This window comes from Bacillus sp. FJAT-29814 (genome assembly GCF_001510715.1).
GTDB lineage: Bacteria > Bacillota > Bacilli > Bacillales > Cytobacillaceae > Neobacillus.
The window spans coordinates 475,631-501,429 of record NZ_LMTJ01000001.1; the positions used below are offsets into that span (position 1 = coordinate 475,631).

Annotated in this window: 29 protein-coding genes; 25 read left to right on the plus strand and 4 right to left on the minus strand. The window is 42.4% G+C overall.

All coding sequences use genetic code 11. The features are described from left to right. Positions 1-32 precede the first annotated feature (32 nt). The 8 genes from AR334_RS02235 to AR334_RS02270 all read left to right on the plus strand — a co-directional run bounded on the left by AR334_RS02235 (position 33) and on the right by AR334_RS02270 (position 7,251). Complete coding sequence (locus AR334_RS02235; protein ID WP_066304415.1) at positions 33-920, plus strand: carbohydrate ABC transporter permease; 888 nt, start codon at positions 33-35, stop codon at positions 918-920. A 4-nt stretch (positions 921-924) separates the two neighbouring features. Next, positions 925-1,818: a carbohydrate ABC transporter permease gene (locus tag AR334_RS02240; protein WP_253701161.1), complete on the plus strand. Its 894-nt coding sequence runs from the start codon at positions 925-927 to the stop codon at positions 1,816-1,818. 175 nt (positions 1,819-1,993) lie between these two features. Beyond that, positions 1,994-3,007, plus strand: a complete 1,014-nt coding sequence (locus AR334_RS02245; RefSeq protein WP_066304417.1) for an SIS domain-containing protein — start codon at positions 1,994-1,996, stop codon at positions 3,005-3,007. Positions 3,008-3,101: 94 nt separating this feature from the next. After that, positions 3,102-4,115, plus strand: a complete 1,014-nt coding sequence (locus tag AR334_RS02250; protein ID WP_066304419.1) for an SIS domain-containing protein — start codon at positions 3,102-3,104, stop codon at positions 4,113-4,115. A 24-nt stretch (positions 4,116-4,139) separates the two neighbouring features. Further along, a complete protein-coding gene (locus AR334_RS02255) occupies positions 4,140-5,123 on the plus strand; it encodes an SIS domain-containing protein (RefSeq protein WP_066304421.1) in 984 nt (327 codons plus the stop codon). 209 nt (positions 5,124-5,332) lie between these two features. Next, positions 5,333-5,632, plus strand: a complete 300-nt coding sequence (locus AR334_RS02260; RefSeq protein ID WP_066304422.1) for a hypothetical protein — start codon at positions 5,333-5,335, stop codon at positions 5,630-5,632. Positions 5,633-5,830: 198 nt separating this feature from the next. Further along, positions 5,831-6,802, plus strand: coding sequence for a rhodanese-related sulfurtransferase (locus tag AR334_RS02265; protein ID WP_066304423.1), 972 nt, complete (start codon positions 5,831-5,833; stop codon positions 6,800-6,802). Between the two features lie 131 nt (positions 6,803-6,933). Further along, positions 6,934-7,251: a hypothetical protein gene (locus tag AR334_RS02270; protein ID WP_066304427.1), complete on the plus strand. Its 318-nt coding sequence runs from the start codon at positions 6,934-6,936 to the stop codon at positions 7,249-7,251. A gap of 25 nt (positions 7,252-7,276) precedes the next feature. Here the strand turns inward: AR334_RS02270 and AR334_RS02275 are convergent, their stop codons facing one another. Together AR334_RS02275 and AR334_RS02280 are read right to left on the minus strand one after the other, a co-directional pair. Next, on the minus strand, positions 7,277-7,945 hold the full coding sequence (locus AR334_RS02275) for a cysteine desulfurase family protein (RefSeq protein WP_082692747.1): 669 nt from the start codon (positions 7,943-7,945) through the stop codon (positions 7,277-7,279). After that, on the minus strand, positions 7,867-8,190 hold the full coding sequence (locus AR334_RS02280) for an aminotransferase class V-fold PLP-dependent enzyme (protein ID WP_066304432.1): 324 nt from the start codon (positions 8,188-8,190) through the stop codon (positions 7,867-7,869). The genes AR334_RS02275 and AR334_RS02280 overlap by 79 nt, the downstream gene beginning before the upstream one ends. Before the next feature lie 184 nt (positions 8,191-8,374). On the opposite strand from AR334_RS02280, the gene AR334_RS02285 reads away from it, so the two are divergent. Further along, positions 8,375-9,301, plus strand: coding sequence for a S9 family peptidase (locus tag AR334_RS02285; RefSeq protein ID WP_172799138.1), 927 nt, complete (start codon positions 8,375-8,377; stop codon positions 9,299-9,301). A gap of 154 nt (positions 9,302-9,455) precedes the next feature. Next, positions 9,456-9,638 (plus strand): Fur-regulated basic protein FbpA, encoded by a 183-nt coding sequence (locus tag AR334_RS02290; protein WP_066304437.1) that lies wholly within the window; start codon positions 9,456-9,458, stop codon positions 9,636-9,638. Between the two features lie 28 nt (positions 9,639-9,666). Here AR334_RS02290 and AR334_RS02295 read toward each other — a convergent pair whose 3' ends face one another. Continuing rightward, positions 9,667-10,242, minus strand: coding sequence for a cysteine dioxygenase family protein (locus AR334_RS02295; RefSeq protein WP_066304442.1), 576 nt, complete (start codon positions 10,240-10,242; stop codon positions 9,667-9,669). A 10-nt stretch (positions 10,243-10,252) separates the two neighbouring features. Beyond that, the gene (locus tag AR334_RS02300) at positions 10,253-11,176 is read right to left on the minus strand and encodes a DMT family transporter (protein ID WP_066304444.1); all 924 of its coding nucleotides are present in this window, start codon (positions 11,174-11,176) and stop codon (positions 10,253-10,255) included. Between the two features lie 181 nt (positions 11,177-11,357). On the opposite strand from AR334_RS02300, the gene AR334_RS02305 reads away from it, so the two are divergent. From AR334_RS02305 to AR334_RS02370, 15 genes are all read left to right on the plus strand, one after another. Further along, the gene (locus AR334_RS02305; RefSeq protein ID WP_066304446.1) at positions 11,358-11,603 is read left to right on the plus strand and encodes a hypothetical protein; all 246 of its coding nucleotides are present in this window, start codon (positions 11,358-11,360) and stop codon (positions 11,601-11,603) included. A gap of 239 nt (positions 11,604-11,842) precedes the next feature. Continuing rightward, positions 11,843-14,446: an alpha/beta hydrolase fold domain-containing protein gene (locus AR334_RS30245; RefSeq protein WP_066304450.1), complete on the plus strand. Its 2,604-nt coding sequence runs from the start codon at positions 11,843-11,845 to the stop codon at positions 14,444-14,446. A 331-nt stretch (positions 14,447-14,777) separates the two neighbouring features. Further along, the gene (gene ortA, locus AR334_RS02315; protein ID WP_066304451.1) at positions 14,778-15,074 is read left to right on the plus strand and encodes a 2-amino-4-oxopentanoate thiolase subunit OrtA; all 297 of its coding nucleotides are present in this window, start codon (positions 14,778-14,780) and stop codon (positions 15,072-15,074) included. Positions 15,075-15,120: 46 nt separating this feature from the next. Next, a complete protein-coding gene (gene ortB, locus AR334_RS02320; RefSeq protein WP_066304455.1) occupies positions 15,121-16,536 on the plus strand; it encodes a 2-amino-4-oxopentanoate thiolase subunit OrtB in 1,416 nt (471 codons plus the stop codon). A gap of 24 nt (positions 16,537-16,560) precedes the next feature. After that, positions 16,561-17,892 carry an aspartate aminotransferase family protein gene (locus AR334_RS02325; RefSeq protein WP_066305208.1) on the plus strand — a complete coding sequence of 444 codons (1,332 nt, stop codon included), beginning with the start codon at positions 16,561-16,563 and terminating at the stop codon, positions 17,890-17,892. Positions 17,893-18,105: 213 nt separating this feature from the next. Continuing rightward, a complete protein-coding gene (locus tag AR334_RS02330; RefSeq protein WP_066304457.1) occupies positions 18,106-18,825 on the plus strand; it encodes a GntR family transcriptional regulator in 720 nt (239 codons plus the stop codon). Positions 18,826-19,026: 201 nt separating this feature from the next. Beyond that, positions 19,027-20,121, plus strand: coding sequence for an ABC transporter substrate-binding protein (locus AR334_RS02335; protein WP_066304459.1), 1,095 nt, complete (start codon positions 19,027-19,029; stop codon positions 20,119-20,121). A 14-nt stretch (positions 20,122-20,135) separates the two neighbouring features. Continuing rightward, complete coding sequence (locus AR334_RS02340; RefSeq protein ID WP_066304460.1) at positions 20,136-21,197, plus strand: ABC transporter ATP-binding protein; 1,062 nt, start codon at positions 20,136-20,138, stop codon at positions 21,195-21,197. Between the two features lie 13 nt (positions 21,198-21,210). Further along, positions 21,211-22,131: an ABC transporter permease gene (locus tag AR334_RS02345; protein ID WP_066304462.1), complete on the plus strand. Its 921-nt coding sequence runs from the start codon at positions 21,211-21,213 to the stop codon at positions 22,129-22,131. Then, positions 22,128-22,604: an ABC transporter permease gene (locus tag AR334_RS30250; protein ID WP_253701162.1), complete on the plus strand. Its 477-nt coding sequence runs from the start codon at positions 22,128-22,130 to the stop codon at positions 22,602-22,604. The genes AR334_RS02345 and AR334_RS30250 overlap by 4 nt, the downstream gene beginning before the upstream one ends. Beyond that, entirely contained in the window at positions 22,534-22,932 is a 399-nt protein-coding gene (locus AR334_RS30255) for an ABC transporter permease (RefSeq protein WP_253701163.1), read from the plus strand. Before AR334_RS30250 ends, AR334_RS30255 begins: the two co-directional genes overlap by 71 nt. Before the next feature lie 12 nt (positions 22,933-22,944). After that, positions 22,945-23,268: a (2Fe-2S)-binding protein gene (locus AR334_RS02355; RefSeq protein WP_066304463.1), complete on the plus strand. Its 324-nt coding sequence runs from the start codon at positions 22,945-22,947 to the stop codon at positions 23,266-23,268. Beyond that, complete coding sequence (locus AR334_RS02360) at positions 23,258-24,346, plus strand: NAD(P)/FAD-dependent oxidoreductase (protein WP_066304464.1); 1,089 nt, start codon at positions 23,258-23,260, stop codon at positions 24,344-24,346. The genes AR334_RS02355 and AR334_RS02360 overlap by 11 nt, the downstream gene beginning before the upstream one ends. 25 nt (positions 24,347-24,371) lie before the next feature. Next, positions 24,372-24,710, plus strand: coding sequence for a (2Fe-2S)-binding protein (locus AR334_RS02365; RefSeq protein WP_253701164.1), 339 nt, complete (start codon positions 24,372-24,374; stop codon positions 24,708-24,710). Then, the gene (locus tag AR334_RS02370; RefSeq protein ID WP_066304466.1) at positions 24,711-25,796 is read left to right on the plus strand and encodes an FAD-binding oxidoreductase; all 1,086 of its coding nucleotides are present in this window, start codon (positions 24,711-24,713) and stop codon (positions 25,794-25,796) included. Positions 25,797-25,799: the final 3 nt, after the last annotated feature.

Consider the following 25,799-nt stretch of genomic DNA (forward strand, 5'->3'; position numbering starts at 1 on the left):
GTCCTGTTTACCCCCTCTAAGGAGGGCAAAGGATGACAAAAACATTTCGTAACAGACGAACCGCCTTACTCTATATCGTGCCGGCACTTCTTCTAATTCTGTTTTTTGTATTTCTGCCAATTGTATTAAACCTTTATAACAGTTTATTTAGGTGGAATTCCTTTGATGCCGGGAGAACCTTTGTTGGTTTGGAATATTACGTAAGGCTTTTCCAGGATCCAGTTTTTCTGATTGCCTTAAAAAACAACTCGCTTTACGCCATTATTTCGTTGGTATTTCAGGTAGGCGGCGGGTTAATAATTGCAGCTATATTGGAAGATAAATTGATTCGCAGGTTTCAGCCATTTTTCCGAACTGTGTTTTTTATTCCCTCTGTCATTTCAATTGCGGTCGTCGGCTTATTATGGCAGCTGCTTTACAATCCTGAAGTAGGCTTGGTCAATGGGGCATTAAAAGCAATCGGCCAGGCAGAATGGGCACGGTCCTGGCTTGGCGATAGTGAGGTAGCCATTTACGCTGTGGTGGCTGTATCACAATGGCAGTACACAGGCTATATGGCCATGTTATTCTTAATTGCCATGCAAAAAATACCTTTTGAATATTATGAGGCGGCCATGATTGATGGTGCTTCTAAGATAAAAACGTTCTTCAACATTACCGTACCGCAAATCAAAGAAATGCTGTTGGTGGGTTCTGTCATTACCGTGATCGGTGCTTTTAAGGTATTTGATGAAGTCTATATCATGACTTTCGGCGGGCCGGGGCGTTCGACAGAAGTTTTAGGCACAATGCTTTACCGTGCTGCCTTCCGAAATGACGAAATGGGTTATGCCTCCACCATTGGGACCGTTGTTTTTGTCATAACCCTGGTGCTTTCATTAATCCAGATGAAGCTGGGGAAATCAGGACAGGAGGTGTAAGCAGGTGAGTCAACCGGCAGTTAAGACAGAAAACCTAACGGAACTCAGGCCTGGTGGTACCCATTTCGGCACAAAATTGAAAGATCGAATGTTTCAAGCTGGTGTCCTTGTCTGGTTCAGTCTGTTTGCCCTGGTCATTATCTACCCGTTGTTTTGGCTTGTCATAAGTGGATTAAAATCCAATAGCGACTTTTTTCTCAACACATGGTCGCTGCCTGAAGAATGGTTTTGGAGCAATTACAAATCCGCCTGGGATGCGGGAATCGGGCAATTTTTCCTTAATAGCGTACTGGTGACAGTTATTTCGGTTTTGGCAGTGTTAATACTGGGTTCGATGGCTGCTTACGGGTTGAGCAGGTTTCAATTTAAGGGTCAAAACATTCTACTTATTCTCATCCTAAGCGGGTTGATGCTGGCGCCACAGGTCAGCTTGATTCCACTATACAAACTGCTTCAAGGGCTGGGCTTGTATAATACGTATTGGGCATTAATCTTGCCGTATGTAGCGTTTCAATTGCCATTTTCAATTTTCTTGATGCGCTCTTATTTTCTCTCCATCCCTAGGGAATTGGAGGAATCGGCGATCATCGATGGCTGTAATAGCTGGAATGTTTACCGCCACATCATTATCCCTATGGGTAAACCAATCATTGCGTCTTGTGCTTTATTAACATGCATGAATGTATGGAATGAGTTTATGTTTGCGTTAGTATTTGTGGAGGATTCCAGTCTTCGAACCATTCCAGTCGGGTTAATGAACCTAAGAAGTCAGTTAAACACCAATTTTGGCATCCAGTTAGCAGGGTTGGCCATTTCTGCACTCCCAATGGTCATTGCCTATATCATTTTCCAAAAACAATTTGTCCGCGGTTTAACAGCGGGAAGTGTTAAAGGGTGAGGGTCGTTTTTAAAGTGTCTACAGGAACCTGAATAGGGAGGTGTTTAGCCTTTCCTATTCTACCTGGGACATGTTTTTTCAACATGAGTGGTCTAAATGGTATATACCATAAATAAATTTTAACATGGTATATACCAAATGAAAGTCGAATGTAAAAAAATAGGAGGTGGGACAGATGTTAAAATTTGATCGTGAGTTATTTTTACAAAAGGTTGGGCAGGAAGCATTAGCAAAACGTGAAGAAATTGAGAAGGTTGTCGATGAAGTATCCGCCAAGGGCTTCAAGAATATTTTCTTAATCGGCTCCGGCGGGACGATTGCGATGATGTATCCATATGAGTATATTTTTAAGTCCAATTCGACACTGGAGGTACATGCAGAAATCGCAGCAGAATTGCTGGTGATGAACCACCGCCATCTATCAAAGGATTCGGTTTGTATTTTTGCTTCTGTTACCGGGACAACAAAAGAAACAGTGGCTGCTGCACAATTCTGTAAAGATCAGGGTGCAACCACGATTGGACTGGTAGCAAAACCTGGCACACCACTAGCGGAGACAGTTGATTATTGTATTTTGGCTTCAGATGAAAAGCATTCGTTTGATACATTCTTTGTATTTTTGCAATTATTGACATTCCGGTTCATCCATAACCATGACGAATTTCCGCAATATGACCAATTTGCCAAAGAAATTGCGCTTTTACCAGAAGGCATAGTCCAGGCGCTTGAAGCGTTCGATTCACGCGCTGAACAATTTGCCATCAAGCACAGAGATACCAGCTACCACATGCTTGTCGGCGCAGGGAATCTGTGGGGCAACACGTACTCCTACGCTATGTGCATTTTAGAAGAAATGCAATGGATTAAATCCAAATCCATTCATGCTGCTGAATTTTTCCACGGAACACTCGAGCTGGTGGAAGAGGATACAAGTGTAATCCTTTTTAAAGGCGAAGATGAAACTCGTCCATTAGTGGAGCGTGTAGAACGGTTTGCGGAAAAGATTACGAAGGAACTGTTCATTATTGATACCAAAGATTACCCATTGAATGGAATCAGCGAAGCGTTTCGAAAGTTTTTTGCCGTCAACGTTAACTGGGCATTAACGGGTCGACTTAGTGTCTATTTTGAGAGAGAAAGAAATCATCCTTTAGAGCTAAGAAGATATTATCGAAAAATGGATTACTAAAAGGCAGCGCGATAGCAAAATGAACGGACGTTTCGTTTGTTCATTTTGCCTCTCGGCGTACACCATCTAGTAATAAAAAGGAGGAGTAGAAAAGATGTTTAACTTTGATGCTGAAAGATTTTTAGGGATTCAAACTGGAGCGGTGCAATTAAAGGATGAGTTGAATCTAGCAATTGATGCTGTAATGGAAAAAGGTGTGGAAAATGTCTTTTTCGTCGGTACAGGTGGGGCGACACTTCTAATGTATCCAGCACAATTTATTTTAAAAAATCATTCGAAATTGCCGATCTATACTGAAATTTCTTCTGAACTGATGTTAATGGATCATCAATTTTTAGGAGAAAAGTCGTTGGTGATTCTGCCTTCTCTGTCAGGTACGACAAAAGAAACGGTTGCAGCAGCACAATACTGTAAGGAAAAAGGCGCAACAACCTTTAGTCTGGTCGGGCACGCCGACACTCCTTTAGCTCATTTAACGGATTACACCTTTGTGAATTATGCTGCTGATGATACCTCATGTGAATCTTTTTACATCCAATCCTACTTGATTGCATTCCGGTTAATGTATATTCGGAATGAATTCCCTCAGTATCATCAATTTGTCGAGGAAATGAAACAGCTTCCGGCAGTTTTATTGAATGTTAAGAGTGCAACTGAACAGCGTGCCGCTGAGTTTGCCCAAAAACATAAACACACGCCATACCACATTCTGTCCGGGACAGGAATTGACTGGGGGCAAACTTATTATTACGGAATGTGTATTTTAGAAGAAATGCAATGGATTAAAACCCGCCCGGTCCATGCATCCGATTTCTTCCACGGTACGCTTGAATTGGTCGAAGAAGATACAAGCATTATTTTATTAAAGGGTGAGGATAAGACCCGTCCGCTTGCTGAAAGGGTCGAACGCTTTGCGGAGCACTACTCGAAAGAATTAACCGTTTTTGATACAAAGGATTATGAACTTGACGGGATTTCTGACGATTTGAGACGCTTCCTATCCCCGATTGTCTTGGCCACCTTACTCGAACGGGTTAGTTGCCATTTGGAGGAGCAGAGAAATCATCCACTGTCGACGAGAAGATATTATAAAAAGGTTCCATTTTAACCATAAAAGGAGGAAGTAATAGAAATGGCTGCAGATTTAGGAATTAAAAATCAAGTAAAGCAGGCGTTGGCTGAGGTTGAGAAACGGAATGTGAACAATGTTTTCTTTGTGGCATGTGGCGGTTCATCGGCAATCATGTATCCTAGCAAATATGTCATAGATCGTGAAGCAAAACAGCTTGATGCCCATTTATACAGTTCCAATGAGTTTATCCATCGCAATCACGCAAAGTTAGGAACACAATCGCTCGTTATCCTCTGTTCCCATTCCGGCACAACACCGGAAACGGTGGCTGCAGCAAAATTTGCCAGGACAAAGGGAGCGTTGACAGTATCGTTAACGAATGAAGAAGGGTCACCATTAGTCCAAGAATCCGATGTTGTTTTAAAATATGAATGGGGCGAGGAGGCGGATGCCTTTACGACCAATTATTCTGTTCTCTACCAGCTTGTGTTTGGGGTATTGAAGGTATTGGAAAATAATCAAAAAGCAGATTTAGTCGTTGCCAATCTTGAACACCTTCAAACTCTTTACGATAAGGCTGCCAACGCATATGCCCTGAAAGCCCAGGATTTTGCTCAATCTTATAAAAATGAAAAGATCATTTATACGATGGCAAGTGGAGCAAATTTTGGTGTGGCTTATTCATTTGCGATTTGTATTTTGATGGAAATGCAGTGGGTTCATTCTCACGCCATCCATGCCGGAGAATACTTTCATGGCCCGTTTGAGATTCTGGATGAAGATATTCCATTTATCATTTTACTTGGCTTGGATGAAACAAGGCCTTTGGAAGAAAGGGCACTTGAATTCTCGCGGCGCTATGGAAAAAGATTGGTGGTTCTTGATGCGAAAGACTTTGATTTCACCGGGGTTGCCGAGGAAGTTCAAGGCTATATCGCACCGCTTGTCCTGAACCATGTATTAAGGAAATATGCCGATCAGCTTGCAGAGGAACGCAATCACCCTTTGTCAACAAGACGTTATATGTGGAAGGTAGAGTATTAGAATATATGACACACCGAGCATGCAGCTGCATGTTCGGTTTTTTTATAATATTTATATAAAAGCAATGGTGGATATTATGTTTGCCCATTATTCAAACACTGAATAAAAAAGAATGATTGAAACAAAACCGGTTGGATGGATTAGGAGAATGAGAGAAGATGTTGTATGATAAAAAACATGATTAAAACTAATTATGAGGAGGACAAGTCATGAATGAGGATCAGCATGAACTGCTGTTAAAGAGAGCCATTGCGGTGGCACCAGACTGGTTAAAAAATGATATTGAAAGCATAGTCAGCAAAGAGCTTCTTTCGGGTGCAAGCTATCTTATTTCGGAATTGCATCATACTTATACCTTTAGCATTAGACATATTCTATCTGCACGCCACCTAAATAGTGAGTGGTCAGAGGTTTCTAGAGAACGGCTGAACTTTATTGATAATAACATTGATATTATTGTAGCCCTATACTATGACGTAAAAAATAAGTTGAAATCAGGGAAGATGTGACCGTTGAACCGATAGGTTTTTCGGTTCTTTTTTATGCGAAACCAACCAAATTTGACTGGCAAAAAGCTTTTCAAATGTAAGGAAGTCTTCCTTTTCCCATGCATTTACATTGAAAAAACCTGCTTAAACCTGTAAAATACTTTTTATATTTTTGAGTTTAAAAAGTAGACGATTATAAAATAGTAGGTGAATTAGAAAATGACAACTCAAAAACCTTACAAGGTTCTTTTATACTACATGTATGTTCCCATAGAAAACGCCGAGGAGTTTGCTGCCGGCCATTTGAAGTTTTGTAAAGAACTTGGCTTAAAAGGGCGCATTCTCGTGGCAGATGAAGGAATTAATGGAACGGTATCGGGAACAATTGAAGCAACGGACGAATACATCAAAACGATGAAAGCTGATGCCCGTTTTGCCGAAATGGTCTTTAAAGTGGATGAAGAAGAACAACATGCTTTTAAAAAGATGCATGTTCGATACAGGAAAGAGCTAGTGACTCTCCGCTTGGAGGATGATATCGATCCTAATGTGACAACAGGAAAACACTTGAGCCCGACAGAATGGTTGGAAGCGATGCAGGATCCTGACACTGTTGTGATCGATGCCCGTAATGATTACGAATATGAATTGGGCCATTTCCGTGGGGCAATTAAGCCTGAAATTAAAGCTTTCCGTGAGCTGCCAGATTGGATTCAAGAGAATAAAGACATGTTGGAAGGAAAAAAAATCCTGACTTACTGTACAGGCGGCATTCGTTGCGAGAAGTTTTCCGGCTGGTTGGTCAAGGAAGGGTTTGAAGACGTGAGCCAACTTCACGGCGGAATTGTAACCTACGGAAAAGATTCAGAAACAAAAGGAACTCTGTGGGATGGGCAATGTTATGTATTCGATGAGCGGATCAGCGTTCCAGTTAATCGGATTGAGCATGTGGTTGTCGGCAAGGATTACTTTACCGGCGAGCCATGTGAACGTTATGTCAACTGCGCAAATCCGGAGTGCAATAAACAAATCCTTTGTTCCGAAGAAAACGAACACAAATATTTGCGCGGCTGTACCCATGAGTGCCGTGTCCACCCAAGAAATCTGTATGTGAAAGAACATGAACTCACACCGGAGCAAGTGGAAATGAGATTGAAGGATTTGGAAAAAGAAACTCCAGTACAAGGCTAAAAGATACTTCTTTTGGCCTTTTTTAAAAAAAATTTATCAGCCTTTCATTTCCAGACATGCAATAAAGTTAATTGATTTCGTACTTACTGGTAATACTAAGATTTATCAGTAAATGGTAAGGAAGGGTACCGATGCCGCGAAAATCTGCACAAACTGCTGAGGAGACTGAAAAGGATACCGATACTCCAAATGAATTGAAGAATGATAATGAAGTAGAAAACCTGACACGTATGCTAGGTGCTGTATTAACGTATATGACGGATGATGAATTGGTGGAAATCGACATCGAAGGCCTTATTGATCAAACGGAAGGACTACGAGATTGGTGGAACGAGTATCAGGAGAGCAATAAAAAACAGCTAGAGGATGAAATTAAAAAATCTCTGGGCGAATTGTCGCTGAAAGAACTTCAAAAAATTCAAGAGAAGATAAAAGAAAAACAGAGTTAATCAAATAAAGCCATGTTTTTGCTAATCATGGCTTTTTGGCTTGCTCTTTTGACGACGAACCTGAAGTTAAGCTCTTATCCTTGCAGCACTCCACGAGCGCATTTATAAGGGCATCCACATCACTTTTTGTATTTTGACAAGAAAAACTGATTCTGATCGCGCTGTCTGCAAGAGCCCGGGTTAATCCAAATGATTGTAGCACAGAAGGACCCCGGGAATGATTGCCCTTGCATGCTGCGGCACTAGAGATGTAGATTCCTTTAGAATCAAGGAACTCGACAACCTTTTTATTAGACAGCCCCGGTAGTGAAGCATTGACAATGTGGGGTGCGCCTTGCTTGGTTGAATTTAACACAGCTTGTGGTATTTGGTACTTAAATGCTTCGAGACTATAATCCCTCAACTTGGTCATATGGGGGATATCGTGATTCATATTTGAAAAATTGATTCGTGCCGCTTCACCAAACCCAGCAATAAGCGGAGTACTCTCCGTTCCTGAACGTAATCCGCGTTCCTGCCCTCCGCCAAGATTCAAAGAAAATAGCTGCGTGTTATTTTTTACATAAAGCGCACCAATTCCTTTAGGACCATGAATTTTATGTGCGCTGATGCTGATTAGATCGTTTTGGTCACAGCAGGATGTTCCACTGCGGTCGTGACAATCCGGTTGCCCCGATTCGCATTCGCCAGGCAAGCTCCTTTGATCGCCAGATTATCAGACTCGGTGCCGCCCGAAGTAAAATAAATTTCTTCCGGACTTGCCCCAAGTGACTCCGCAATAATTCGCCGGGCCATTTCCAACTCCAATCTGCTTTCTCGGCCTAGACGATGCAATGACGAAGGATTTCCGTATGTCTCTGTAAGCATTTCGATCACTTTGCTTACAACCTCAGGATAGGTTTTCGTCGTGGCGGCATTGTCTAAATAGATATCTGACATCGGAGTTTCCTTCTTTCTTTATAAATGTTTCCTTTTTAATCTTAACTTTCATATTGGGTTTTTGTAAATTCTTTATGGATGAAAGGAAATAAAGCAGGTTTTTTGATAATAATGTCGAAATGTTAGGAATAGTATTTTAGTACTAGATAAAAAGAAGGGGAGAGGTATGATGGAGGGAAAGACGTTGGTTCAAGAAAAAATTGTGATTGGGGCTGGGACAAAGTATCCGCTTAATGGCATGCTGACCATTCCTGAAAACACGATGGGTCCCGTACCTGCGGCAGTATTGGTTCACGGTTCAGGTCCAAGTAATATGGACGGAAATGTAGGAAACAATTATGTTTTTAGAGATTTTGCCGAAGGGTTGGCAGAAAGAGGGATTGCGGCCATTCGCTATGATAAGAGAACCTTTGTGTACGGAAAAGAATTGAAGTACGATGGCGGACTGTCTGTGAAAGAGGAAACCATTGAAGATGCCGTTCTTGCTGCCGAATTATTACGAAATGATTCCCGGATTGATAATAACAAAATTTTTATTATCGGCCACAGTATGGGTGGGATGCTGGCTCCGAGAATTGACGCGGAAGGTGGAAATTTCACAGGAATCATCATTATGGCCGGGTCGCCTCGGACGTTGGAAGAAATTATGATGAGCCAAAACGATGTGGTGTTAGATTCGCTGAATCGGTTTGTGAGATTCATTGCAAAGAAACAAATAGCCGCTTTAGCATCCAAGTTTGAAAACATCTATAATTTGAGTGATGAACAGGCAAAGTCAACCCCAGTTATGGGCAAGCACCTTATGGCCTATTATTTTAAAGAGGCAGGAGAACATCCATCTAGTCATTATCTTAAAGACTTGGAAAAGCCAATATTCATCCTGCAAGGGGAAAAGGATGTTCAAGCCTCAATCGAAAAAGATTTCTATGGGTATAAAAATATACTGGGCGACAAGCCGAATGTAGCATATAAACTATATCCTAATTTGAACCACCTTATGATGCCCTCCATTTATGGTGAAATTCTAAAGGTACAAAAAGAATATAAAGTGGCACAGAAAGTCGATCAGCAAGTGATAAGTGATATAGCAGATTGGATTTTAGCGGTCTAGGTAATGAAGTATCGGCAGGCACTATTCTAGGTTTAGTGCCTTTTTTTCGGTTTATTTTTATTTCCTACTTTACAGATAGGAATTATAAGTTTATAATAAAAACTAAGTTAAGGCGGAATAAAGTATAAGTTTTTGAAAACAAGGAGTGTTTCTCATGAGATCGACCGACGAAAAAAAACGTCAAAAACTAATCAATAAACTAATTTTTCTAAACGTCTATAAAATAGAAGATCAACAGCTCTATGAGATGCCACTTCGCAAACTAGAAAATGAGTATCGGAGATATAAGCTGCAAAACCATCCGCATGGTGAGTTTGGCTCGATTCAGTGGGTGTAAATTATAAAAATAAAGGAAGGACCCGAAGTCACTCGGGTCCTTTTTTAGCATACCTCTTAAGTTGAATCTCTTTCACCTTTTGAACCTGTTCCTCAGGCCACCATGCCCCGCAATCATCTGAAACAATGCAGGCTGCGCACTTTTGCAGGTCATAAACCATCATTCCGGAAATCGGAGGAGAATATAGGTGAAGGGTAACCAAGTCTGTTCCCTGAGAAGCCTGCATTTGATGAATTCCTTTTTTGGGAGCATACACATATTGCCCTCTATCATGATACTCATGAAATATTTCTGTAGGGAGCCCATCAGCGTTTAACTCAAACACTGTATTTGTAGTAATCCCGGAAATGACTTGGATCCAGCCGTGGGACTGGCCATGGTCGTGGGGGGCGCACTCCAATTCCGACCAGTTCATCACGAGGAGTTCTACCTCGCTATTTTTATAAAGAAGCTTTCGGTTATACGGTTTTCTGTCTGCAGGCTTTGGCAGGTCTTCAAAATCATCAAGAGTCAGGTTTATTTGTAAAAGAGCGTCCTTTAATTCTTCTTGTGTAGGGCTTTTTAAGGGATCTAAAACCCTTTTGATTCTTGCTGTCAAAGTCATAGTTGTCCTCCTATCGAGGTGTTTTCTTAAAGCGGTTGAGCAAGACTGGCAGAAGCTGACCATTGACCATGATAACTCCAATAATAATTATGATTCCGCCCGCCACACTTATGAGTAAAACTTTTTCATGCAGGAGCAATACCGCTGCAACTAAAGTGGCGATGGGTTCCAGATAAAGGAACATCGAGACTTTGGTGGCCTCCAAAACTTCCAGAGCTTTGGCCCAATACCAATAGGCAATTCCCGAAACAAAGATTCCTAGAAACAGTAAATGGGCCCATTCCGACTGGGTTAGATGGGAAAGAGATTCCCAGCCCCTGTTTCGAATCAGAAATGGTGTTGTCAGCAGCAAGCCCAGCAGACTCATATAAAAAGTAACCAATAGTGGAGGATATGGAATCTTCAAGCTTTTTAACAGTACGGAATATACTGCCCAGTTTAATGTGCTCAGCATCATGAGAATGAAGCCAATATTGAACCTAAACTGAATAGATTCTCCATTCCTGGCTGTTGTAATCAACAGGACTCCGATAATGGCCAAAACAATTCCCGACGCTTTTGCAAAACTTATTTTTTCATGTAAAAAAAGAATCGACAAAATGAAGGTAAACACAGGAGAAAAAGAGATGAGCCATCCAGCAGAAGAGGCACTAATCGTTAATAATGCGGTGGCCTGCAGCACTTGATGAACAAAAACCCCAAGTACGCCCAAAATCAATAGATGAGGGATATATTTAATGGAGACGAGTAGACGATTTCGTTGAAGGAGAAGCAGTAACAACAAAAAGATTACGCCAATTCCAAACCGAACAACAAGCAATGAATAGGGATCCAGCTTGCCGAGTACAGCCTTCGTGGATACAAATGAAACTCCCCAAAAACTGATGGATAAAGTAGCATAAAATGAAGCGGTTAATCTTGTACGATTAGTCATGCCGGGTATTCCCTTCAAAAAAGTCTTCTCATTCCATACTATGCCTGTCCAATAAGAATATGTTATAAGTGAAGGGAAAGGGGGAGTTTTATGTCTATCCATTTTTTGAATATAGAATTAAAAAGAATCATTGAATGTCGTCCAATCGGGAATTTCTATCCTTTCGTTAGGAAAGGGCCAGATGACGAAACATGCCAACGGCGGGGGAAGCAGTGATTTCTTGGAAATGGATAAGGTCGGGACTGTACCGCCCGGGAATTGGGAGGAACAGGTCAAAGCTATAAAGGATGTACTAGAAAGGTATCAGTACACTATTTTGGAACAAGATTACCTTAATCAGCTCCTGCCATTTGATGCGGATATCCCGACAATATTTTCTGAACCGCCATATCGGGTTTATGACGCTTTATTTTATTGGGAGGACTGAGACCACGGGGACGGTTCTGCCGGCTTTTTTTGAAAGATGAAAAAGCTAGCAGGACACGTCCCCGTGTTTTTTGTGGAATCATGGTGCAATTTGTCTAGAGAAAGTTGAGGTACTCGGAAGGTTTTTTTTCCTACAGAGAGAATTCCTTTTATTGGTAACGCTTACAATTTTGCCGAAGGGATGGCTTATGGCACATTATTGCAGAAACCTTCCCGCTGGCACGAGGGAGGAAATGGGAGATGGGAGTAGACCAACAAGACATTCAGATTTTTGATGCTGTGGTCGTGGGCGCTGGTTTTTCCGGCTTGTACATGCTACACAAACTACGGGAGGAAGGCTATTCAGTCCGTGTCTATGAAGCGGCGGATAATGTCGGGGGCACGTGGTATTGGAACCGTTACCCTGGGGCACGTTGTGACATCGAAAGTATCTATTATAATTATACTTTTTCACAAGAGATTTTGAATGAATGGACATGGTCTTCCCGATATGCGGAGCAGCCGGAAAGCTTGCGCTACATAAATTTTGTAGCTGATAAACTGGACTTAAGGCGTGACATCCAGTTCAACACACGAATCACCGCAGCGCGCTACAATGAAGAAAATCGCAATTGGGAGATTCGGATGGATGACGGGACAGCGGTTGTCGCAGAATACTTTATCACGGCAATCGGATGTCTTTCCGCTTCCAATATTCCTAACTATAAGGGGTTGGATAGCTTCAAAGGCCAGATGTACCACACGGGAAGATGGCCGCATCAGAAAGTGGATTTCAGCGGCAAACGTGTCGGTGTGATAGGAACCGGTTCGAGTGGAATCCAAGCGATTCCCGTAATCGCTAAAGAAGCAGGCCATCTCACCGTGTTCCAGCGGACACCGCAGTATAGCTGCCCGGCACGAAATCAACCGTTAGATGAAGCAACCATCCGCAAGACTAGGGAAAATTACGATGAGATTAAACAGCTTATGCAGTATTCGCAGCATGGCGTCCCGTCGGCAAGTAGAATGGTGTCCGTCCTGCAGGAAACCCCCGAAGAACGGGAGCGTCAATTCGAACAGGCTTGGCAGGAGGGAGGGTTATTTTCCCTGCTTTATACCTACAATGACATCGGGATGCTTCCGGAAGCCAATGAACCCGCTGCAGCATTTATCCGCTCTAAGATAAAACAAGTGGTGAAAGACCCACAAGTGGCTGAAAAGCTCTTGCCTTCCTACTTCTTTGCCACAAAACGACCAATCATTGATACCGACTATTTTGAGACCTATAATCGTGAAAATGTATCGCTAATGGACCTAAAGGCTGCTCCAATTGTAGAAATCACTCCAGATGGGATCAAGACGGCAGATGCTGAGTACGAACTCGACGTCCTTGTATTTGCGACCGGCTTTGACGCAATGACCGGCCCTTTGTTTAAAATCGATATTCGCGGAAAAAATGATGTGTCCTTAAAGGATAAATGGGCTGATGGCGCCGAATTGAAAACCTTCCTCGGACTAGCCACGAACGGTTTTCCGAATATGTTTATACTGACCGGCCCGCAGAGTCCGTCAGTCTTAAGTAACATGATGATTTCGATTGAACAGCATGTCGAATGGGTAACTGACTGTATTCATTATCTGCGTGAGCACCGTTTGGAGGCGTTTGAGGCTACTGTTGAGGCCGAAGAATTTTGGAGCAAATTGTGCCACTCTGTTGCGGATATGTCCCTGTTAACCAAAACCGAATCCTGGTATATGGGCGCCAATATCGAAGGCAAGCCGCGGGGATTCCTTGCTTTTGCCGGCGGGGTCGGTCTTTATCGTTTGCTTTGTGATGATATAGCAGCAAGAGGCTATGAGGGATTTACCTCTCTGCTAGCACCTGATAGCAAGGATGAAGGATTAATGAAAGAAGGGTTTTTCAAGGGAAAATTAGACCCGCAAGCATGGTTTATTTTAAAACAATTGGAGTCTGCTGGTGCGCCGCCAATGGAGATGCTCACCCCTGAACTAGCTAGGCTGGCTGATTTCAGTCTTTTGGCTGGAGTTCCGGAAGAGGTAGCGAAGGTGGAGAACCGGGCGATTCCAGTGGACGGTGGTGAAATTGCTGTCCGGATTTATACGCCGGCCGGTGAAGGCCCATTCCCGGTGTTGATTTATTACCATGGAGGCGGCTGGGTAATCGGCAATTTGAATACCGTTGATGTTCCTTGTCGGATGTTGGCGAACAGGAGCGGTTGTGTTGTTGTTTCGGTCGATTACCGCTTAGCGCCTGAGCACAAATTCCCAACTGCCGCAGAAGATGCATACGCTGCTGTAAAGTGGGTTGAGGAGCAGGCTGCATTGATTGGAGTTGACCCTAGTCGGATTGCCGTTGGCGGTGACAGTGCTGGTGGAAACCTTGCGGCGGTAGTGGCGTTGATGGCCCGCGAACAGGGCGGTCCAGTTCTCGCCTATCAAATGCTGATCTACCCGGTAACGAATCATTCTTATGACACCGATTCATATCGAGAAAATGCGGAAGGATATTTCTTGACCAAGAATACGATGGAATGGTTCTGGAATCATTATCTGCACGATGAACAGGATGGCCAGAATCCGTACGCATCGCCATTATTGGCCGAGGACTTAAGTGGCCTTCCGCCAGCCTTGGTGATTACAGCAGGCTTCGATCCGCTGCGTGATGAAGGGGAGGCCTATGCCGAACGATTAAATGCGGCGGGTGTGCCAGTTGAGGCGACGCGTTACGACGGCATGATCCACGGTTTCTTCTGGATGCCTGGTGTATTGGCAAAGGCGCATTACGGAATTAACCAGGCGGCTAATGCATTGAAACAGGCGTTTTATGCAGTAAAAAGTAAATAGATAGATTGCGAGCGGTTGGAGGTTGACTCAGATAGAGAGGACCTGTTCACTATAAAAGTTTCATAGTTCCCTTTTGCCAAGAAGAGCCGTTTCCAGTAGGGAACGGCTTTTACTTTTTCAGGATGAGCGTCAAATGGTGGCGTTAAATCTAAAACTAATCTCATTTCAGTTTAAATATTTTGAATTGTTGTAAAATAACAAAAGTTATGATTAAATAAAACTGCTATACTCTATCAAAATTGCCACTTTAAAGGACCAGTGGCTCAAAAAGGAGGGATGCATCGAAAATAATTGAGGTTCCTGAAACGGCAAAATAGGAGGAGGGCTTTAAATGGAAAAAGTAAACAAAGGTACATGGGTGGAAATCCATCGGATATTGTTACAACCGGAAGAACGAAGTGACCGGCTTCCTGAAGATTCCAAAACTGTGCCTTATGAAATGAGAGCAAGGGGATTTTTACTGGAGGAAGCGTCATTACATGAAGAAGTAACGATTCAAACACTTAGCGGAAGAGTGATTTCCGGCAGACTGATTCAAATTGAGCCATATTATGACCATAGCTATGGACCGCCGGTGTATGAATTGATGTATATTGGCGAAGAAGAAAAAAAGCTATTGAAAAATTGAAAACGATTTCAGGCGAAATATAGTTTATTAGGAAATGAGGGATCCAATGCTTACTGATGTAGCTTATCAAGAAATTATGAACCGTAAAAATGAGATTATGCAACGCTCCTTAAAAATAGATTATGACCAATTTAAACAAGGTCTAATCGGCTTTGATTATGAAAAAATGATGACCCGGCTTGGTTATTCCTTGGAAGATGTTGCACGCATCCAAAAGGAGAACCAAGTAGGAAATACGCCTCTACTCGAATTAAAGAATCTTACCGAGCTAGTCCGGAGAATTTCTCCCAAAGGCAAAGGTGCTACCATCTTAATGAAGGACGAAGCAGCAAACCCGTCCGGCAGTTTTAAAGACAGAAGGGCCACTTTAGCCGTTCACGAGGCGAAGAAAAAAGGTTTTTCAGGAGTGATTGCTGCCACGAGTGGAAATTATGGTGCAGCAGTTGCCAGCCAGGCAGCAAAGCAGGGGCTGAAGTGCATTGTGCTTCAAGAGACCTATGATAGCCAGGGGTTGGGGCAGCCTGAAATTTTAGAAAAAGGAAGAAAATGTGAGGCTCTAGGAGCAGAGGTGATTCAGTTAACGGTAGGACCGGAGCTGTTCTATATGGCACTTTTGCTGCTTGACCATACACAATACTTTAACGCTTCGTTATACTCTCCGTACGGAATCGCAGGGATTGAAACGTTAGGTTATGAAATTGGACAGCAAGTGAAGGCGCAATTTGGGAAAGCACCTGCAGCGGTTTGTGTCACACATGCTGGCGGAGGCAATGTGACAGGAACAGCTCGGGGGTTAAAGAAGTTTGGAACTAATCAGACCGAAATCATCGGGGTATCTGTTGATCTTTCGGGGTTGCATATGGCCTCTGACAGGGATTTTAATCGAAAATCATTCACTACAGGCCACACAGGTTTTAGTTTTCCTTTTTCGATTGATCCTGATCGTTCGGATGTACCAAGGAATGCTGCTCGGCCGTTACGGTACCTAGATCGATTCGTCACTGTGACACAGGGGGAAGTTTTCTATGTAACTGAATTACTAGCGAAACTGGAGGGACTCGAAAGGGGGCCCGCTGGGAACACGTCTTTGGCTGCGGCATTGGTCCTTGCCCAACAGTATGATGAAGATGAAATTATTGTTGTCCAGGAGTCCGAATATACAGGAGCAGGAAAACATCCGATTGCGCAATTAAACTTCGCCAAGAAGCAGGGCGTAAAGATCATGAGAGGAAACCCGAAGGAGAATATTCCGGGCTCGGTTATTGCGATTCCAGAGCATATTGAACAATTGGATGTGAAGAATGCCGATTTGGATAGAATTCGAACCTCCTATTTAAGAAATGTGTTAAAAGATGTAGACAGTCAGAAACTGACCGATTGGGATATGGCCTTTTTAGCTCAAGAGGTTAATAAGGATCTTCTTTATATTGAAAACTACTTGAAAAGCGTGAATAATTGCTGAAAAGGAGCGGTACATGTGAAGAAAATGAGCAGCGCCAATTGGTTAGAACGTGAAACGAGCGTTCTTTCACCAGGGATGAGACTTCCGTTTTTTCCACTAGTCATAAAGGAAGCGAAAGGTGAAATAATCAGAGATCACGACAATAATGAATGGATTGATTTTTTATCCAGCGCTTGTGTCACAAACACAGGGCATGGCCATCCATATATTATCGAAAAAATGAAAGCACAGCTTGATCAATTAGTCCATTATAATCCTGCATATGCAAGCCACGAACAAATTGTAACCTTATCAGAAGAGCTTATCCGAATAACACCAGGTACCTTTCCAAAACGAGTGACGTTTGGATTATCAGGTGGGGATGCCAATGATACGGCCATCAAATTAGCGAGGAGTTATACGAAGCGTTCCAAAATTATTGCCTACACCCGTTCCTACCATGGCAACACATATGGAGCTTTAAGTATATCGGCCGTCAGTCTTCCGATGAGAAAAAACATGGGGCCATTATTACCGGACGTTTACCATATCCCATTTCCAGATTTATATCGCTCGCCATTTCATAATGAAGAAGAAAGCAAACGTTGTATCTTGGCGATTGAGCAATTATTTGAGACAGTGTGTCCTCCTGAGGAGGTTGCAGCAATCATTATTGAACCGATTCAAGGCGACTCAGGCGTCTTAGTTCCGCCGCAAAGTTATATCAACGCTTTAAAACAATTAACCGCTAAACACGGAATCCTAATTGTTGCGGATGAAGTTCAAACAGGGTTTGGTCGAACGGGGGAATGGTTTGCAAGTACCCACTTTCAATTAGAGCCGGATCTAATCGTATTAGGCAAGGCAATCGCTTCAGGCATGCCCCTTAGTGCAGTGGTAGGCAGAAGTGAAATTATGAATTCTGTGGAACCCCCATCTGGAGCTTTTTCACTCGCTGCGAATCCCGTCGCATGTGCTGCCGCTTTGGCTACGATCCAAGTGATTGAGGATGAGCAACTTGTCAGCCGTTCCAATCTGCTGGGAGAATATATCCAGGGGTACTTCCTTCGGTTGCAAGAAAAGTTTAAAATGATTGGTGATATAAGAGGAAAAGGATTAATGATTGGTATTGACCTTGTGGATGATAGGAATTCAAAAATCGGAAGCAGTTCAATGGCGGCTAAAATATGTTGGCGCTGCTGGGAAAAGGGTTTATTTTTAACTTTCTTTTCGGGTTCAGTGTTGCGAATTGCACCGCCCCTAACGATTTCTGAAGCGTCTCTAGAAAAGGGATTACGTATCATCGAAGAAGCGATTGAGGATGTTCAACAAGGCCGCGTTTCGGATGAAGTCCTTGATAGAGTAAAAGGATGGTAGGAAACTGACTGCAGACCAAGTTAAGCATGCTAAAGGAAAAGATTAACCCATTCATTTGGCGGTATTACAGGATGGTTTTCGATGGCTAAAAAAATTTTGTCTAACAATTCAAAAAATATTGACAACTATAGAAAAACACTATAAACTGAGTGTTAATAGGAACAAAGAATATAAGCTTATAAAATTATAATATTATAAATTAGGTGAGTTGTCATGAAGATAGATAAAAATAACCATGCACCATTATATCGCCAAGTGCAAGAGGTGTTAGAAGAGAAAATCACATCCAAGCAGTGGGAAATTGGCTATCAGCTGCCAACTGAACAGGAATTGGCTGATCATTTTGAAGTAAGTACCATTACTGTTAAACGCGCTGTTATGGAGTTGGTGAGTAAAGGGTACCTTTACCGGCAAAGTGGGAAGGGTACTTTTGTAGCAGCAACCACCAATGAGATGGATATAAATAAATTGTTGGTCACAACTTCGGTTGAAGACGTGGAATCTCCACATGAATTGCTTAGTTTTTCAATGGAAACGATGCAAGGTACTATGGCGAGCAAATTTGGATTGCAGCCTGGTGCAAAAGTATTTAAGCTTGAGCGTTTAAAAATCGAAAATGATCTCCCCACTCATCTGGAGTATTCCTATCTGCCGTTTGAAAAATGTCCAAATCTTACACCCAATGATGTAAATAATGAGCTTATTTACAACATTTTAAAGAAAAAATATAAGATTCCATTGGGAAGGGCCCGGATGTTTGTTAAGCCGTATATCGCTGACAGTGAAATGGCGAAAAGACTTCAAATCGAACCAGGTACGCCCGTGTTTGAATGGGAAAAGTTTACCTATACCAAGCAGGGAGAGGTAATTGAATACTCGAAGTTTTATGTACGCCCAGACAAAGTTACCTATTATACAGAGATTACTTTTTAGTCGACAACTAGATGAATTTTCAGATAAGTAAAAAAGTATAATATTATAACTTAATTGATTATAATATTATATTTTTTTGCCATCATTTATCTGAAAATTTGAAAGATTATATCGATATATGCCGAACAATCAAATTAAAGGAGGGATAATGGCAGTTCCATCGGTTTTGTCCAAATTAAAAATATTTTGAGGAGGAAAAGTATGAAAAAAAGTAAAGTATCATTTATTCTAATCATTTGTCTTATGCTTGGGATCATGACTGCATGCGGCAGCAAAGAAAGTAACTCTAATTCTACGACCAAAAAATCAGGTGGCGAGGGCGATAAAACACTAATATTGGCGGCATATGGTGGAAGCTATGAAAAAGCGCTAAAAGAAAAAGTGATTCCAAAGTTCGAAAAGGAGTTTGGAGTAAAGGTAACCTATATTACAGGAAGCTCTGTTGACACCTTGTCGAAGCTTCAGGCACAAAAGGATAAGCCGCAAATAGATGTCGCTTTTTTGGATGATGGACCGCAAGCGCAGGCAAAAGCTTTTGGATTACTTGCTCCACTAGATGAAAACGTTGTCACTAATCTGAAGGACGTATATGATATCGCAAAAGATAAGGACAATATCGGAGTTGGTACCGGGATTGTAGCAACAGGCCTGGCATATAACAAAGATGTCTTTAAACAAAATGGCTGGGACCCGATTAAATCATGGAATGACCTAGCCGATCCGAAATTTAAAGGTAAATTAGTTTTACCATCCATGGCCACAACGTACGGAGTGCATATGCTTCTCATGGCTGCTGCTACAAACGGTGGAAGTGATCGAGATATTGAACCAGGATTTGTGAAAATGAAGGAAATTGCAAAAAACGCTGTGACATTTGATAAAACGGCTGATATGTCTAACTTTTTCCTACAAGGTCAAGCTGTTGCAACCTCTTGGGCTAATGGCCGGGTGAATCTTTTAAAAGACACCGGATTCCCAATCGAGTTTGTAACTCCTGAGGAAGGCGCAGCTGCTTTACTTGTCACCACTAATGTTATAAAAGGTGCACCGCATCCAGAGCTTGCTCAAAAATTTCTTAATTTTATCTTAGACAAAGAAGTACAGGTGGAAATGGCGCACGCAACTTTTTCTGGCCCAGTAACGAAAAACTCGAAACTTGACGGAGATATAGCGAAAAAAGTCATTTACGGTGAAGATCAAATTGCCAAGCTTGTAAAAGTGGATTGGGAGTATGTCAATACAAAAAGGGCCGAGTGGACAGAACGAGCCAATAAAGAAATTGAAGTAGCCCACTAAAAGAGGTGAAAGAAATGAGCTATTTATGCCTTGAAAATGTAGTAAAAACCTTTAATAAAACAGAAGTCGTGAAAAAAATGAACCTCGAAATCAAACAGGGTGAACTTGTTTCCTTTCTAGGGCCATCCGGCTGTGGAAAAACGACAACCCTCAACATGATTGCCGGATTCCTCGAAGTGGACGGTGGAAAAATTGTGGTGGACGGGAAGCCTGTCCACCTGCTTCCCCCGAATAAAAGGGAAATGGGCATGGTTTTTCAAAACTATGCTCTCTTTCCCCATATGACTGTATTTGAGAATGTCGCCTATGGACTAAAGCTTCGCAAGGTAAGTAAAGATGAAATTAAATCCCGTGTCGCAGAAGCTCTCGAGATGGTCAGGCTGACAGGCTATGAAAAGCGCTATCCGAAGGAGCTTTCCGGCGGACAGCAGCAACGTGTGTCATTGGCTAGGGCTCTTGTCATCAAACCGAAAGTGTTATTGCTTGATGAACCTTTGAGCAACTTGGATGCGAAACTGCGGCAAGAAATGCGTGAGGAAATCGTGGATATTCAAAAAAGGGTTGGGATCACAACTATATTTGTTACCCATGATCAGGAAGAGGCCCTTGCCATTTCAGATAGGATTGCGGTTATGTATGAAGGAAGAATTGAACAGCTTGATACGCCGGTTGAGATTTATAACCACCCTCAGACTGATTTTGTTTCTAGGTTTATTGGAGAAGTAAACCAGATACAAGGCAAGGTCGTTAAAATACTCAACGACCAAGAAAGCTTGGTCTCGTTTTATGGCTATGAGCAGGTAGTAACAAGGCGTTTAGCGGAAAATGGTGTCATTGATTTTTATATTCGTCCTGAAAAAATTCATATTTCCTTAGAACCCATCGATGGCATTGTCATCAAGGTGGACAGGAAAATGTTCTTGGGTGCGAAAACGAGATACATTCTCCACAACAAGGAAAATAAGCATATCATTGCAGATATTCCAAATACCGTTCTAAATCCCGATCATGTTCATGAGGGGAAAGATGTAAGCATTCATTGGAATCCAGAGGATTTATTAGCAACCAAAAAGTGAGGTGATTTCTCCGATGCAGGCTGAAACCGCATATCAAGAACAGGAATTGTTATTCAAGCAGAAAAAGAAGAATTTATCAAAGAAGAGGCTTGACTATTTGCTTTTATTATTTCCAACGCTTGGTATCTTTATATTTTTCTTTTTGCTTCCGTTGTTTTTCCTCTTTATCACCGGCTTTAAGACGTTCGACGCATCAAGTGGGATTGGAAATGACTGGACCCTCGAGAATTACACAAAATTTTTATCCGATACATTTTATCTCGGGGTCCTATGGCGGACGGTAAAAATTGCCTTGCTGACTACTTTAGTTGCCATCGTGATTTCGTTCCCAGTTGCCTATCAAATTACGAAAGCAAACAGAAGAATCAAAAATTATTTAACCTTAATCGTTCTGTCACCATTGTTGATCAGTATGGTAATCCGCTGCTACGGATGGGTTATCTTGTTATCCAATAACGGTGTTGTCAATAATGCGTTATTGAAGTTTGGATGGATCGATAAGCCGTTAACCTTGCTGTATACGGAATTTAGTGTGGTAATCGGTATGGTGCACGTCCTGTTTCCATATATGGTTTTAAGTATCATGGGATCACTGGAAAGAATTGACCCATCTGTTATTCGAGCATCACAAAATCTGGGTGCCAGCCCGCTTCGAACATTCTTTTCTATCGTTTTGCCGCTAACGCTGCCTGGAATCTTTGCGGGTTCCGTCATGGTGTTTAGTTTAGGAATCAGTTCTTTCGTCACTCCGGCAATACTTGGGGGACCGCAGGTAAAAGTCATGTCGTTCCTTACATATGAACAAGTAGCGGTCATGCTGAATTGGCCTTACGGATCGGCGATTGGTTTCCTATTAATCTTTATTGCGACGATTACGATCATTATTTATAGCAAACTATTAACTACTTCTAAAAAAGGAGTGGCCATTCAATGAGAAAGGCATTGCCTAAATTTGGATTAAATTTCTTTTGTCTGCTCGTTTACATCTTCTTGGCTGCTCCAATCGTAGTTGTTTTATTTTCATCGTTGACTACCACCGAATATATCGTGTTTCCTCCCAAAGGGTTGACATTAAGGTGGTATGCCGAATTAGTTAATCATCCAGAATTTATGCAGTCGTTTATGCTAAGTATTGGCGTTGCCTTTGGAACCGCGATTATTTCAACAGTTATTGGAACGATGTCTTCGATTGCCGTTGTCAGGTATCAGTTCAAAGGGAAAACAGCCATTATGCAGCTGGTCGGATCACCTCTTTTGATTCCAACCGTTGTCTTTGGGGTAGCTCTTTTACAGTTTTTTTTCCTGGATCGGTTTGGCAACAAGCCCGGCAGCGTTAGTGATTGGTCATATCATTTTAACGATACCATTTGTCATGCGCTTGGTGGTCGCCAGTTTAGTAGGCTTTGACCGCTCTATTGAACAAGCTGCGATGAATCTGGGGGCAGGAAGCATGAGGGTATTTTTTCAGATTACGCTTCCCATCATTAAATCAGGCGTTATTGCCGGGGCCATCTTTGCTTTCATTACTTCATTTGATGATTTAACTGTTGCTCTATTTATTGTTAGTACCGATGTTGTGACGCTGCCAGTCCGTATTTTCACCTACATGCAATACCAATATGACCCAATCATTACCTCCGTTTCTAGTATCGTGATTCTTTTGACAGTCGTGTTAATGGTTGTTATTGAAAGAGTACTAGGGGTTGGAAAAGTATTCGAGTCGAAAAATGAATAAGAAGGTGTTTTTGTGCACATTAAACAGCACCCTATTCTAGGGGAACAGCTTCAAAAACAATTAACCATATATTTTAATGATGAACCTTACACTGCTTATGAACAACAGTCTGTTGCGGCAGCTTTGCTGGCAAATGGTATAAAAAAATTGGGCGTCAGCCGGAATTTGGTTCAGCCACGAGGCATGTTTTGCTCGCGGGGAAGATGCTGCAGCTGCTATATGACGGTAAATGGGGAGGACCATGTGCGGACTTGTATGATCAAGGTCGTGGATGGAATGAAGATTTTTTCGAATAATGGTGATCCACAAGTTAGGAGTGAATTCTATGGAGACTGATGTTCTTATTATCGGTGCCGGACCCGCCAGTCTTACCGCTGCCGTGGAAACAGCATCAAGAGGGCTGGATGTAACCATTGTGGAAGAATCACTAACAATGGGCGGACAACTAATCCAGCAAACCCAAGTCCTGGATTCGCTGCCATCTTTTTATCAGCCAAAAAGGGGCTTTGAATTGGCACAACAATTAAGGAATCTTGTAGAGGATACCACTGTTCGGTGTTTATTAGGTCACCGGGTGATTGGCTTTTATAAGGATGGTAGTGTCGGAATATCGGATGAGGCTAATGTGTTTCCTCTGAAAGCAAAAAGAATAATCGTGGCCACGGGTGCAGCTGAAAAGGCCATCGCCTTTCCAAAATGGACGCTCCCGGGGATTATGACGATTGGAGCAGCCCAAACATTATTGAATCGGGATTTTGTCCTTCCTGGTAAACATGCTGTGATTATTGGGACCAGCGACTTTGCGATGGATGTTGCCCTTCAGCTTTCTGAGGCTGGGGTGCAGGTAAAGGCAATGGTGGAAAAAAGCGAAACTGTATTTGCACACGACATTGAAAAGGTGGAGCAGGTTCGTAAATTAGGCGTTCCTGTATATCTAAACTCTTCCATTAAAGAAGCAAGGGGAATTGGAAGGGTGGAGGAAATTGATGTTGAGCAGGGAGAACATATTACGACCATTCCTGTGGATACTGTTTGTGTCGACGGCGGCCGGTCTCCAATCCTCGATGTTTTTTACCAGTTGGAGTGCTCCTTCGGCTATCAAAAAGAACTAGGTGGCTGGATCCCGCAATACAACCCATTCTTCCGAACAGACCGAGAAGATGTTTTTTTAGCAGGAAACGCTGCTGGGGTGAGTTCCCAAGGAGTTTTACTTGTGACAGGGATGATCGCAGGAATTAATGCAAGTGAATCCTTGGGAGCTTTAAGTAAGCAAGAGGCCGAAATTAAAACAACATCTCTTTGGAAAGAGATCGAAACTCTTGAGACGAAGCTCGATCCAGATGTATGGAAAGCTAGGATTCGGCATGTGCAAAACTATGAACATCCTGTCCTTACAGATCAATTTATCTCTTAATTAGAAAAGATTAAGAGTCTAGTAGGTGAATAGATTGGATAAAACCACGATTATTTGTCGATGCGAAGAAATCAGTTACGAAGAAATTGAGGATGTCATATCCATTGGCGCGAGAAGATTTGATGATATAAAAAGACTGACCCGTTGCGGCATGGGCCCCTGTCAGTCGAAAATTTGCAGCAGCCTGGTGGCAGAAATTATTCATGATAAAACAGGTCTTCCTTTTCCTGAGATTCCGTTACCGCGGATGAGGATGCCGATTAGCCCGATTAAGATTGGAACGCTTACTACTAATAGTACCACTTTTTCCTCGGTCAAATCTGTGCTAGACGAGGTGGAGTTAGAGGATGGGAAGGTGAGATAGTTGGAAACCAATTATGAAACGATCATTATTGGCGGAGGGGTCCTCGGGAGTAGTATCGCGTATCACCTTTCTGAACGCAAGAAGGATAGAATTCTAGTATTGGACCAGAAATTCCCGTTGGCCGGAACATCAGGTTCGACCCAAGCCTGGATATGGGTTCATAATAAAACTCCTTCCTGGTATGCCGAGTTTAATATGTACAGTGCAGAACTTTTTCCGTATTTAGCGAAAAAAATTGGCGATGTGGAATATAAACAAACGGGAGGGCTTTCTCCATTTTTTAATGAGGCTGATCGCGAAAAAGCCTTGCAGCTTGCTAAAGCCTATAAGGAAATTGGCATTAAAATCAAGGTCTTATCTCGTGAGGAGGCTTTGGAAAAAGAGCCATCGCTCAATCCGAATGTGGCAGGCGCTACTTATAGTTCCATCGATGGGAACGTCAATCCTTTTCGCTTAGTCGATAGGTATATGAGGGCGGCAAAGAAAAATGGTGTCCAATATTCTACTTTTAATAAAGTAACAGAAATCCAAAAGCTCCCTGATAAATTCATTGTCGTTTCCGAGAAAGGGACGTTTGTCTGTAAAAATCTAATTCTCGCTGGCGGCACTTGGTCAAGAGAATTAGGGAAATTGGTGGACATCAACATACCTGTAAACCAGGTGAGAGGGCAAATTCTCGTTACAGAACCCTTAAAGCCTTTCTTAAATTATACGATCAGTGGTGTGAGACAGACGTTTAACGGTGAAGTATTAATCGGGTATTCAATGGAAAAGGAAGGATTTAACCGGGCAACAACATTGGATCTTATACAAGAAACAGCTAATATGGCCGTTCATTATATACCGGGGTTAAGGAAGGCCAAGGTGGTGCGTGCTTTTTCAGGGATTCGAGCGATGCCGGAAGATGGGCTTCCGATTCTTGGGAGTATTCCAGGTATCGATCGTCTTTATGTGGCGGCAACTCATAGTGGGATGACCCTATCGCCGCTCATTGGAACGCTTATGAGCGAATTAATACTAGATGGGGAAACATCGGTCCCGATTGACCGCTATTCCATCAGCCGGTTTGATTCAGTAGTCAGATAAAAT